This is a genomic window from Nitrosospira sp. NpAV (genome assembly GCF_000832065.1).
Lineage (GTDB): Bacteria > Pseudomonadota > Gammaproteobacteria > Burkholderiales > Nitrosomonadaceae > Nitrosospira.
Map to the genome: position 1 here is coordinate 109,622 of NZ_JXQM01000021.1, position 12,505 is coordinate 122,126.

Sequence of the window (12,505 nt, forward strand, 5' to 3'; positions counted from 1 at the left end):
ATACGACTGTATTTCATAAATTGATGCGATTAAGCCGCAAGGCATTGGTGACGACGGATACCGAACTCATCGCCATGGCGGCACCGGCGAACATCGGCGACAGCAGCAGCCCGAAAGCCGGATACAGCACACCGGCTGCCAGTGGAATGCCAAGCGCGTTGTAGCCGAAAGCAAAGGCAAGGTTTTGCCGGATGTTACGCATGGTGGCGCGTGACAGCACGATGGCCCGTTCAATGCCTCGCAGATCGCCCTTGACCAGTGTAATGCCCGCGCTTTCCATTGCCACGTCGGTGCCGGTGCCCATGGCGATGCCGACTTCGGCTTGGGCCAGCGCGGGCGCATCATTGATGCCGTCGCCCGCCATCGCGACGATGCGGCCTTCCGCCTGCAAGCGTTTCACGTGACCGGCCTTGTCCTCGGGAAGCACTTCCGCCAATGCCTCATCAATGCCCAGTTGCCGTGCCACCGCATCGGCGGTGCGCTGTGAATCGCCGGTGAGCATGACGATATGCACGCCCAGATGCCGCAGTGCCGCGATGGCTTCCGGCGTGCTTTCCTTGACCGGGTCGGCGACTGCGGCGATGCCGGCGGCCATGCCGTCTACGGCGAAGAACATCACGGTCTTCGATTCCGCACGCCAGGTTTCCGCACGCGCTTCCCAACGCTGTGTATCCACATTATGCTGTGCGAGAAAATTGCGGCTGCCGACCAGCACGCGCTTACCATTGATATCGGCTTGCACGCCGAGACCATTGATGGCACTGAAGGCTTCCGCCGGGCGTGGCGTCAAGCTGCGTGCTTTTGCACCCTCAAGAATTGCAAGCCCGATCGGATGTTCGGAAAGCTGCTCTACGCCGGCGACCAGCTCGAGAGCTTCATCGTCCGCGAACCCCTCGGCGATGAAATCAGTCAGCGCGGGGCGCCCCAACGTCAGTGTGCCGGTCTTGTCCACCACCACGGTATCGACATCTCGCATACGCTCGATCGCATCGGCATTGCGGAACAGGATGCCCACGCGCGCGCCCTGCCCCATCGCGACGGTCATCGAGATGGGTGTGGCAAGACCGACCGCGCAGGGGCAGGCGATGATGAGAACGGCAATGGCATTGAGAAACGCGTAAGCAAATTTTGGCTCCGGGCCGAGAAACCACCATGCCAGCGCCGTAACGATGGCGATGGCAATGACGCTCTGGACGAAATAGGCGGCGATGACATCCGCAAGCCTCTGGATGGGCGCACGGGTACGCTGCGCTTCCCCGACCATATGGACGATACGTGCCAGCAGCGTGTCGGCGCCCACGCGCTCGGCGCGAATGATCAGCGAACCATTGCTATTCATGGTCGCGCCAGTGACTTTGTCGCCCGTGACTTTGGCCACCGGCACCGGTTCGCCGGTAATCATGGATTCATCCACCCGGCTTGAGCCTTCCAGCACCGTCCCATCGACAGGAATTTTTTCTCCCGGTTTCACACGCAGCCGGTCACCGGCGACGACCTTCTCAAGCGCGACCTGTTCCTCCGTTCCATCGTCACTCAATCGCCATGCCTGGTTAGGCGCGAGCTTCAGCAATTGCTGGATTGCCCGGCTGGTCTGGCCCATTGCACGCGTCTGAAGGTAGTCACCGAGTGTCACCAGCGTCACGATAACCGCCGCTGCCTCGAAATAAGTCCCCACTGCGCCATCGTGGGCGCGGAACGCCTGCGGAAACCAGCCAGGCATGAGGACCGCCGCGAGGCTGAAGAGATAGGCGAACCCCACTCCCAGACCGATCAGCGTGTACATATTGAGTGCGCGGTGCAGGAGCGAAAGCCAGAATTTGTGCAGGATCGGCCAGCCGACCCACAGCACGACGGGTGTCCCCAGTAGGAATTCGACCCGGCCGCGTGCATACGGCTCGAGCCCGAACGGTTCATGAATGCCCATCATGGGCGCCATCGCGAGCGCCACCAGCGGGAGCGACAAGGCGATGCCGGCCCATAATCGGCGCGCAAGGCCGCGCAATTCCGAATCGTCGGCTTCCGTGCCGCCTGTACCTGCAACAGGTACCAGGGCCATGCCGCAGATCGAGCAGTCGCCCGGCGCATCCCTCAGGATTTCCGGGTGCATGGGGCATGTCCATTGGCTTCCCGCGGCTGCCTGAGCGGGAGCTGGAGGTGCGGCCGCGTGCTGGCGATCGTGCGCGTGTTCGTGCCGGTGATCGTGTGATGGATGCGTAGGGTTCATGCCTGCATTCATTTCTGACTTTCGGTGAAATCGCGCCGTGGAATCGGGCTCGGTCAGCTATCGTTGTGAACCATAATTCATATTAGACCAGCTTTTACTGTTTGGACAATTTTCGGAAATTATTGTGTTGCCGGGCAGATTGAGGGTTACTTGCTCCGCCCGGCCGCCAAAGCCACCTGGGAACAGCTGCCTGCGCTCGTCAGGCGCATGTCATACTTCCTCTTGCTTGCGCAGATTCCATTCCTTCACCAGCGCATAGATGGCGGGGATGACGATCAAGGTGAGCAGGGTCGAGGACACCATTCCGCCGACCATGGGTGCGGCGATGCGTCGCATCACTTCCGAGCCCGTGCCGCTGCCCCACATGATCGGCAGCAGACCCGCCATGATCGCCACCACGGTCATCAGCTTTGGGCGCACGCGCTCGACCGCGCCTTCCATGACTGCCGCATACAGGTCGGCCACCGTCGGCTTGCCTCCTGTGGCTGCGCGTTTCGTCTTGATGGCTTCCCAGGCATGGTCGAGATAGATCAGCATCACGACCCCCGTCTCGGCGGCAACGCCGGCGAGCGCGATGAAGCCCACGCCTACCGCGACACTGAGGTTGTAGCCGAGCAGCCATATCAGCCAGACGCCGCCCACCAATGAAAAGGGTACCGAGAGCATGACAATGAAGGTTTCGGTGAAGCGGCGGAAATTGAGGTAGAGGAGCAGAAAAATGATCGTCAGGGTGAGCGGCACCACTACTTTCAGCTTTTGCTGAGCCCGTTCCATATATTCGAACTGACCGCTCCATGTGGCATAGTATCCCGGGGGGAATTTAACCTGCTCGCGTACCGCTTGCTGTGCCTCGGCCACGTAACCACCGATATCGCGGTTACGAATGTCAACGAAGATGTATGCTGAAAGCAGTGCGTTCTCGGTGCGAATGCTGGGCGGCCCCTTGACCGTTTTGACACTGGCCAGCTGTCCCAAAGGGATCATGCCGCCGTTCATGATCGGTATCAGGATCTGGCTGGCAATAGCCGATGGATCCTGCCGCAGTTCACGCGGATAACGCACGGTGACACCGAAGCGCTCGCGGCCCTCCACCGTGGTCGTCAGCATCTCGCTTCCCAGGGCTACCGAAATCACTTCCAGCAGGTCGCCGACCGCTAGGCCATAGCGGGCAAGCGCCAGACGGTCGGGCTCGATATCGAGGTAGTAACCGCCGGTCGTGCGTTCGGCATAGGCACTGGTGGTTCCAGGCACCGTTTTTACAACAGCCTCGATCTGCCGGGCGAGCTCCTCCATTTCCCCCAGGTCCTTACCGAACACTTTGATGCCGACCGGGGTGCGGATGCCGGTAGCGAGCATGTCGATCCGGTTTTTGATGGGCATGGTCCAGGCATTGCTGACCCCCGGTATCTGCAGCGCCTGGTCCAGTTCGGCAATCAGTTTGTCGATAGTCATGCCGGCGCGCCATTCACTCTCCGGTTTCAGGTTGATAACGGTTTCGGCCATTTCCAGCGGAGCCGGGTCAGTGGCCGTATTGGCGCGTCCGGCCTTGCCGAACACCGAATCGACTTCAGGAAAGGTCTTGATGATCTTGTCCTGGGTCTGCAACAACTCCGCGGATTTGGTGACCGACAACGCCGGCAACGTAATTGGCATAAACAGCAAGCTTCCCTCGTTCAACACCGGCATGAACTCGCTGCCCAGTTTCATCGCCGGAAATACCGAAAGTGCAAGCGTGATCAGGGCCATTACAATGGTAAGCTTCTTCCAGCGCATGACCCAGGCGATAACGGGGCGGTAAATCCATATCAGAAAGCGGTTAACGGGGTTTTTCCGCTCAGGCATGATCTTGCCGCGGATGCAAAGGAACATCAGTACCGGCACCAGCGTGATGGAGAGCAGCGCCGCCCCCGCCATGGCGAAAGTCTTGGTATAGGCGAGCGGCGCGAACATGCGCCCTTCCTGCGCCTCCAGCGTAAATACAGGCAGGAACGAAACCGTGATGATCAGCAGGCTGAAGAATAATGCGGGCCCGACTTCGCGGCAGGCGTCGATCATGATCTGCAAGCGGGGCGCGCCCGGGGGAGCGCGCTCCAGATGTTTGTGGGCATTCTCGATCATGACGATTGCGGCATCCACCATGGCGCCGATGGCGATGGCGATGCCGCCCAAGCTCATGATATTGGAATTGAGCCCCAGCACATGCATGGCGATCAATGCGATAAGCACGCCGATTGGCAGCATTATGATCGCCACCAATGCGCTTCTCGCATGCATGAGAAACACCATGCAGACCACGGCCACGACGATGCTCTCCTCGATCAGGACCCGTTTCAAATTGTCGATGGCGCGGTGGATCAGGTCGGAACGGTCATAGACAGCCTGTAACGACACGCCTTCCGGCAGGCCGCTGGATATTTCTTCGATCTTGCTTTTCAGGTTGTCAATAACATCAAGCGCGTTCTGGCCGTAACGTGCCACGGCGATGCCGGAGACCACCTCACCTTCACCGTTCAGCTCCGCGATCCCGCGCCGTTCGTCCGGCGCCAGTTCGACCCGCGCCACGTCGCGGACCAGCACCGGCGTGCCTTGTTCCGCCTTGAGCACAAGATTCTCGATGTCGGCGATGCCATTCAGGTAGCCACGGCCTCGCACCACATATTCGGTCTCCGCCATCTCGATCACCCGCCCGCCCACGTCGCGATTGCTGGCGCGGATCACCGCGGCGACCGTGTTGAGAGGAATGCCGTATGCCTGCAGTTTGCGCGGCTCTACCGTGACTTGATAGGTTTTGACAAATCCGCCCACGCTCGCCACCTCGGCCACGCCTTGGGCCTTAGTGAGCTGATAACGCACGAACCAGTCTTGCAGGGTGCGCAGTTCCGCCAACGTATGCTGGGCAGCGACCACAATATATTGATACACCCAGCCGACCCCTGTGGCATCCGGCCCCAAAGTGGGGGTGACGCCGCGCGGCATGCGCCCGGCCGCAAAATTAAGATATTCAAGCACCCGGCTCCGCGCCCAGTAGATGTCGGTGTGGTCCTCGAAAATGACGTAGATAAAGGAGGCGCCAAATACCGACAACCCTCGTACCACCTTCGATTTCGGCACGGCCAGCATGGCGGTGCTCAAAGGATAGGTAACCTGGTCTTCCACCACCTGCGGCGCCTGGCCTGGATATTCGGTGTAGATGATGACCTGCACATCCGAGAGATCGGGGATCGCATCCAGCGGTGTGCGGAATACGGCGTAAATACCGAGACTGATCACGAAGGCTGTCGCCAGCAATACCAGGAATATGTTGCGCGCGGACCATTCGATAATTCGGCCCAGCATGTCAGTGTCCACCCTGATTGCTGGCGGCTGAACTTGCGCCCAGCGGCTGGATGCGAACGATGACGTATTCGCCAGCCGGCTCCTCGATTATCTTGAAGTCCACCCTTTGACCGGGCTTCAGCGGCCGCAGCAATGCGGGATCCTTGGTGCGAAAATCCATGGTCATTGCCGGCCAATTAAGGCTGGCAATCGGATCATGGGCGATGGTTACCGTCGCGTGCGCCCAATCCATCGCTTCTATGCTGCCGACGCCATGATGGTTCGCCGGCATCGATGCACCTGACGAAGTGCCGGGTTTGACCTGTTCGCTTGCGCCAGGCGTGGAAGCCGGGGCGTTGTAGCCGAAGCCGTTGAGTGCCGCCCTGAGATTGCTCTCGGCGTCGATCAGAAAGTTGGCGCTGACCACAACCGCTTCTCCCGCGGCAAGCCCGTCCAGCACTTCAGCGTAGCCCTCCGCATGTATGCCCAGTTTTACCGTGCGCGGCTCGAACCGGCCTTCGCCCAGAGCCACCAGCACCAGCCGCCGCGTGCCGGTATCGAGCACCGCCGAGTCGGGCACGGCAAGCACCTTGTCCTTGCTGTGGAATGAAGCGAACTCCACTCTCCCGTACATGTCCGGCTTGAGCAGACCTTGCTTGTTAGGGAGTTCGATGCGTACTTTGGCGGTTCGCGTCTCCGGCATCACCGTGGGGTAGATGAACGTCACCTCGCCGTTGAACACTTTGTCCGGATACGCATCCATCCTGATGGTGGCGCTCTGTCCCCGATGCACCATGCTCAGATCCTGTTCGAAAACGTCCGCCAGCATCCATACCTTGGTGAGATCGGCAATCTGGTAAAGTATCTCTCCGGGCATGAAGCGTTTTCCCTGGATTGCAAGTTTTTCGATCACCACGCCGCTGGCTGCGGAGCGCAAGGTGAGATACCGCCTGATCTGACCTTCCTGCTGCAGCATTTGCAGGTCGGTCTCCGATATGTCCCAGTTGCGCAGTCTTTGCAAGGCATTTTCTGACAGCCGCTGCATGCCTGCCTGAACCTCCAGGCCGCTCCCCTCGACCGATTGCATCCCCTTCCTGGCGATGAGATATTCATGCTGCGCCGTGATGAGTTCAGGGCTGTACACTTCCATCAACGCTTCCCCTTTGCTTACCGCCTGGCCGGTGGTATTCACATGGAGCCGCTGAATCCAGCCTTCGAACTTGGGTGCCACGGTGTACAGCCGCCGCTCGTCCGTCTGCACCGTCGCCACCGCCCTCACCGTGCGGGTGAGTTCGCGCAGTGCGGCGATCTCGGTTTTCACACCCAGCTTTTGCACTTTCTCGGTACTGATCTTCACCACTGAATTGTCGGATGGGGGTTCTTCTCCCTCGTAAACCGGGAGATAGTCCATCCCCATCGAATCTTTCTTGGGCAGCGGTGAAGTGTCGGGGTGTCCCATCGGGTTGCGGTAATAGAGAACCTTGCCCTGAGTCTTGCCCTGTGGTTTTGTAGCCTCGGGCGCCGGTTTGGACGGCATGAGCGCCAAGGCGGGCGATTTGCCGCTGCCCCACCAATACCCCGTGGCCAAAGCCATCGCAGCCAGGATGATGACCGCTATTAATTTGGCAGCGGTTTTCATAGAGGCTCCGCTGGTGTAGAAGGATTAATCGGCGGTTTGCCGGTGAGCCAATCGATTTCCGCAAGCGCCTTGTTATAACCGGCCATGGCTGCCGCCAAACTGATTTCATAGTTGAGCACCGTCATCTGGCTATCGAGCAGCGTGAGGAAGTCGACGCGATTGACCCGATATGCGGCTAACGCCGATTCAACCGTAAGCCGGGCCTGCGGCAGAATGGCGGTTTGGTAAAGCCGCGCCGATTGCAAATTTTGCTCAGCCAGCGCCATCTGCTGACGCAGGCTGGCGGTCACCTCATTGCGCTGCGCTTCGTACAGGCTCTGGGCTTGATCGCGCTTCGCCACGGCTTCCGCGATGCGCGGCGTGAGCTTGTTTTCCCGCCACACCGGCAGATTGACCGCCACGGTCAGGGTCACCATGTCCGGGCGCCGGGAGCCGTCCAGCATGTTGTCGCGCTGGCCGTACGCCAAGCGCACGTCGAAGTCGGGGTAGTAATTCCTGCGTGCCAGATCCATCGCTTTTTCGTTGCGCGCAACAATACTTTGCAGTGCCAGCAATTGCGGCCGCCGCGAAAGAGCGGATTCCCGCAGCGATTCCAGGCTCAGGATTTCTTCCCTCAGTTGCGGCGGCTCCGGTACCGGCACCGGGATATTTGCGTTTCGGCCAAGCGCACGAATGAGCTCGGCTTCGATCGCAGGCCGTTCACGCGCGAGCCTGAGCAGTTCATCCACTATTCTGGATACCTGCGTCTGCGCCTTCAGCGCATCGGCTTGGCTTCCCAGTCCTATTCCATAGTGTTTCTCGGCGATGTGGAGAAGATCCTCCAGGATCAGTTTGTTTTTCTCGACCAGCCGGGTCCTTTCGAGCGTGAGTCCCAGATCGAAATAAGCGACCTTGATATCCCGCACCACACGGTTCACGGTTTCCTGGTGGCCGTAGCCGACGCTCTGCGCATCCTGGGTGGCGACATCCTTGCGTAAACCTCGTTTACCTGGGAATGGCAGGCGCTGGGACAGACCAATCATTTTCATGGTCATGTCTTCGCGATTGAAAGTCGATGAAGTCAGCGGCGCATTGACCACTCCCGCTTCAAGCACCGGATCGTCGAGCGCTTCCGCGGGTGCTATTCGCTGGCTTGCGGCCTCTCGCTCCCGTAGTGCGGCCCGAATTTCGGGGTTGTTCTCCAGTGCCTCCGAAATAAGGGAAGAAAGGAGAGGGGAATTATCGGCGTTTCCCGTTGCGGGGGCCTTTGGAGGGGCGGCCGCGAAAGTCTGTATACCCGCTTCCATGCGGGTGCCGCCTGGGCCCTCAGCTTGTGCATTGACTGAGACCATTGCCCCGGCAAGCACTAGGACAATGGCTTCGCCGCGGATCAATGCGAATCTCCCTTTACAGGTACCTGTTTCCGAAATTTCACGATGACGTAATTTGAACCTGATTTTTCCATGAAGAACTCCACCGCATCGCCTTCCTTCACATGATCGGCTAACGCGCGTTCCTTGAGGCGAAAAGGCATGGTCATTCTTGGCCAATCCAGCGCGGGAATAGGATCGTGATCGATTTTTACCGTGGCTTTGGCCCTATCCACATGCAAGACGACTCCCTTCGCCGGAATGAGATCCGAAGATGTCGTATTTCCGGATACACCCGCAACGACTGTGCGCTCGTTTTTTTCCAGCATGGGTTCTTGCTTCGGGGAAAGCCGTTTATCGGGAACTGCTGACCCGGACTGAGTCGAGAAAGCAACCCGCACCGTATCGGCCGGAGCTGCGAGTGTTGGAGCAGCTATGGATGCGAATACCAGCCCCAAGTGCAACATGACAGAGAACGGAATATTCATTCTGACCTCCTGGAAATTTGTAACCGCTGCGATACCGCGTCCGCAATGGCCGGATAGCGGTTACCGCTTACGACCTGTCGAACCTTGCACCGCAAAGGCGCTGCGCTCGGATGCAGGCTCAATAAAAGTTAAAAACGATGGTTTGCCCTTGTTACAGGCGGATTTCTTCTGTCGAAGAATTAAGCGAGAGGAGGATGCTGCGGTTGCTGAAGAATGGCTGAAGTAAAGCGGGAGTCAAAAGCGGTGGCGTAAGAGAAGCTGCTGGTGGAGATCAACGAGGCGTGTGTTGCGGGAAGCAGTGTACTGAAACTTGCGTAGCAAGGGAGGCTTTCACACGGCAGGCTGGATGTCATGTCACTGGGTGCATTGTGCGTCGCCGAAGCTTCCTCACCCTCATCGTGAAGGTCGCAAGGGGCAGTAACGGCGGGAATATCAAGGCTTGCGCCCATTTGCTTCGCCTGCACGCACAACGGCATGATGGCGGCGATCGCGCCTTGCAGCGGGAGCCACAGCATGATTAAAACCAGTAGAAGCTTTCGTCCGGACACCATGATAGTCTCAGTATAGGTGACTTTTCCTGTGAGAGGCAAGCTGTCTGTAAGCGAGACCCCGTTTTATGGTCGCACTAAATTGGATAAATACAAGATCCTGCACTATCATGGCACCCATTCGCCCCCCTTCTCCATGCCTGATATCGACTCATTTTTTGCGCCCACCGGTCCGCTTGGCAAAACCGTGCCGGGCTATCGCATGCGCGCGCAGCAACTGGAAATGGCACAGGCAATTGCGGGCACCATCGCCGCCAATACCATCCTCGTTGCCGAGGCGGGTACCGGCACAGGCAAGACCTTTGCCTATCTGGTGCCGGCGTTGCTGGCGGGGGGCAAGGTGATTATTTCCACCGGTACCAAAACCCTGCAAGACCAGCTTTTCAATCGCGATATTCCTACTGTGCGGGCCGCGCTCAAGGCGCCGGTTACCGTGGCGTTATTGAAAGGGCGCGCCAACTATGTGTGCCATTATCATCTGGAGCGCACATTGCAGGATGGGCGCGCAAGCTTTGCCAGCCGTGAGGAAGCGAAGTATCTGCAGCTGATCGAGCGTTATGCGGGTGTGACCCAAAGCGGCGATAAAAGCGGTCTGAGCGAAGTGCCTGAAAACGCCGAAGTCTGGCAACGGGTAACTTCAACGCGCGACAATTGCCTGGGTTCCGATTGCCCGAACTATAAGAATTGCTTCGTCATGGAGGCGCGCAAACAGGCGCTTGCGGCGGATGTGGTGGTTGTCAATCACCATCTTTTTTTCGCCGACGTGATGCTGCGTGACGAAGGATTGTCGGAACTGCTGCCCGCCTGCAACACGGTGATATTCGACGAGGCCCATCAATTGCCCGAAACCGCAAGCCTGTTTTTCGGCGAATCGGTGAGCACCAGTCAATTGCTGGAGCTCGCTCGCGATGCCGAGGCCGAAGCACTGCTGGGCGCGAAGGATTTTGCCGCTCTGCCCCCGGCTATTGCGGCAATGGAAAAATCGGCGCGTGATTTGCGCCTGACAATAGAAGGCGAGAATACGCGCATGCCGCTGGCCGCGGTGATGCAAAACGGCAAATTCGGTGGCGCGCTGAATGAATTGATAGGCAACCTCGATGCGCTGGGCGCAATGCTGGAAACCCAGGCAGAGCGCTCAGAGGGGCTGGAGAACTGCTGGCAGCGCGCGCGTGAAATTGCCGGCGATATCAAGCGTTGGCGCGACCAGGCCGAAGCCGAGGGATTCGTGCGCTGGGTGGAAGTGTTCAGCCACGCGCTGCAACTCAATGCCACCCCGCTTTCCATTGCGGAAATATTCAACAAGCAATTGAGCGGTTCGCCGCGTGCCTGGGTTTTCACCTCCGCCACATTATCGGTAAAAGGCGATTTCTCGCATTACAATAGTGAAATGGGCTTGAGCACGGCGTCGAGTGCCGCGCAATCCGCCTGCTGGGAAAGCCCCTTCGATTTCGCCAATCAAGCTCTGCTCTATGTGCCAGCCGGCCTGCCCGAACCGAACAGCCGCGAATACACCGAAGAAGTTGTCAAAGCGGTGCTGCCGGTACTGAAGGCGAGCCGCGGCCGCGCATTTTTCCTGTGCACCAGCCTGCGGGCGATGCAACGCGTGCACGAATTGCTGCTGGTGGCGTTTGAGCGCGAGAAACTCGACTACCCCATACTCTTGCAAGGCCAGGGTTCGCGCTCCCACATGCTCGAACGCTTCCGCAAAATGGGCAATGCCGTGCTGATCGGCAGCCAATCCTTCTGGGAAGGCGTGGATGTGCGCGGCGAGGCGTTATCGCTGGTGGTGATCGACAAACTGCCCTTCGCGCCGCCTGATGATCCGGTGCTCTCGGCGCGCATCGAGAAAATCAACAAGGAAGGACGCAATGCCTTCATGGAGTATCAACTGCCACGCGCCGTCATCAATCTCAAGCAAGGAGCGGGACGGCTGATTCGCGACGAGACCGACCATGGCGTATTGATGATCTGCGACCCGCGCCTCATCACCAAAGCCTATGGCAAAAGGATCTGGCAAAGCCTGCCACCGATGAAGCGCACGCGTGAGTTGTCGGAAGTGGAGGAATTCTTTACGAGAAGTGATGCGCTCGCTCAAAGCGAATAATATAAGCTCGATTCCGTATTTATTCTTATGAAGACTGCTGCATCCGTGGCCTGGAGCGGTAGAGGACGGCGAGTAGACCGATGCCAAGGAGAATCCAGGCGGAAGGCTCGGGTACGAGCGTTACTGATGCGGAGGCGTAACCTTCGGGCCAACCGTTACCATACACAGTCCAGTGATGCGTCAAGGTTAAATCGGCGCCAGGGGTTATTTGCGAAACATCAACCGGCCTCGTTAGGTCGCTTAAAATCGTTAGGTCGCTTAAAACAATGTTCGGATTTGGGCGGCCAGTGATAAAGTCTCCTTCTGCAAAGTCACCCGTAACACTCAATTCTCCTCCATCGACATTAACAGTTCCTTGCGCAATCATCTTATTGGAGTTTGTTTCAAAGAACTGAAAGCTGTATTGGGCGTTGCCCGCTCCCGCCGCCGATAGCTGAACGGAGGGAAGGAGAATATTCTGCGATCCATCGTTCCCTGTTTTTACAAAATCCGCAAAGCTCGCATGGATGGCGACAAAACCATTCGCTCCGAATGAATCTGATCCTCCCCCCTCCCCGACTGCCTCACCGAAAACTTTTAAATCCGGCTGTACTGAAGCGCGAGCTACACCATAGCCTCCTAGACCCGCACCGACCGCTCGAGTGCTAAGCGTCGTGGAGAGGCTTCCTTCTACGCTGTCCATATCCTGAACAGGCTCAAGGAATGAACTTGCTGCAAAAGCGTGAACGCTCAACTCCGCTGTCTTGGCCAAGGCGGGAGGGTTGAAAATCAATGACAGAATGAATAAGGGAAGAGAGATCTTAATCGGCATGATCGCTAGCTAAAAAATTGTTCCGAT

Annotated in this window: 8 protein-coding genes; 1 reads left to right on the forward strand and 7 read right to left on the reverse strand. The window is 58.4% G+C overall.

The window, feature by feature from the left end; translation table 11 throughout:
• Positions 1 to 13: 13 nt before the first annotated feature.
• The 6 genes from SQ11_RS13210 to SQ11_RS13235 all read right to left on the reverse strand — a co-directional run bounded on the left by SQ11_RS13210 (position 14) and on the right by SQ11_RS13235 (position 9,530).
• Positions 14 to 2,107, reverse strand: a complete 2,094-nt coding sequence (locus SQ11_RS13210) for a copper-translocating P-type ATPase (protein WP_232298007.1) — start codon at positions 2,105 to 2,107, stop codon at positions 14 to 16.
• 327 nt (positions 2,108 to 2,434) lie between these two features.
• Positions 2,435 to 5,560, reverse strand: a complete 3,126-nt coding sequence (locus tag SQ11_RS13215; RefSeq protein ID WP_041514637.1) for an efflux RND transporter permease subunit — start codon at positions 5,558 to 5,560, stop codon at positions 2,435 to 2,437.
• Position 5,561: 1 nt separating this feature from the next.
• Positions 5,562 to 7,178 (reverse strand): efflux RND transporter periplasmic adaptor subunit, encoded by a 1,617-nt coding sequence (locus SQ11_RS13220; RefSeq protein WP_041514638.1) that lies wholly within the window; start codon positions 7,176 to 7,178, stop codon positions 5,562 to 5,564.
• On the reverse strand, positions 7,175 to 8,551 hold the full coding sequence (locus tag SQ11_RS13225; RefSeq protein WP_041514639.1) for a TolC family protein: 1,377 nt from the start codon (positions 8,549 to 8,551) through the stop codon (positions 7,175 to 7,177). The genes SQ11_RS13220 and SQ11_RS13225 overlap by 4 nt, the downstream gene beginning before the upstream one ends.
• A complete protein-coding gene (locus tag SQ11_RS16535; RefSeq protein WP_052494243.1) occupies positions 8,548 to 9,015 on the reverse strand; it encodes a copper-binding protein in 468 nt (155 codons plus the stop codon). Before SQ11_RS16535 ends, SQ11_RS13225 begins: the two co-directional genes overlap by 4 nt.
• A gap of 179 nt (positions 9,016 to 9,194) precedes the next feature.
• On the reverse strand, positions 9,195 to 9,530 hold the full coding sequence (locus SQ11_RS13235) for a hypothetical protein (RefSeq protein ID WP_156972506.1): 336 nt from the start codon (positions 9,528 to 9,530) through the stop codon (positions 9,195 to 9,197).
• A gap of 169 nt (positions 9,531 to 9,699) precedes the next feature.
• Here SQ11_RS13235 and SQ11_RS13240 point away from each other — a divergent pair, with 169 nt between their 5' ends.
• Positions 9,700 to 11,667 (forward strand): ATP-dependent DNA helicase, encoded by a 1,968-nt coding sequence (locus tag SQ11_RS13240; RefSeq protein WP_041514764.1) that lies wholly within the window; start codon positions 9,700 to 9,702, stop codon positions 11,665 to 11,667.
• 25 nt (positions 11,668 to 11,692) lie between these two features.
• Here the strand turns inward: SQ11_RS13240 and SQ11_RS13245 are convergent, their stop codons facing one another.
• Positions 11,693 to 12,478 (reverse strand): PEP-CTERM sorting domain-containing protein, encoded by a 786-nt coding sequence (locus SQ11_RS13245; protein WP_041514641.1) that lies wholly within the window; start codon positions 12,476 to 12,478, stop codon positions 11,693 to 11,695.
• Positions 12,479 to 12,505 lie beyond the last annotated feature (27 nt).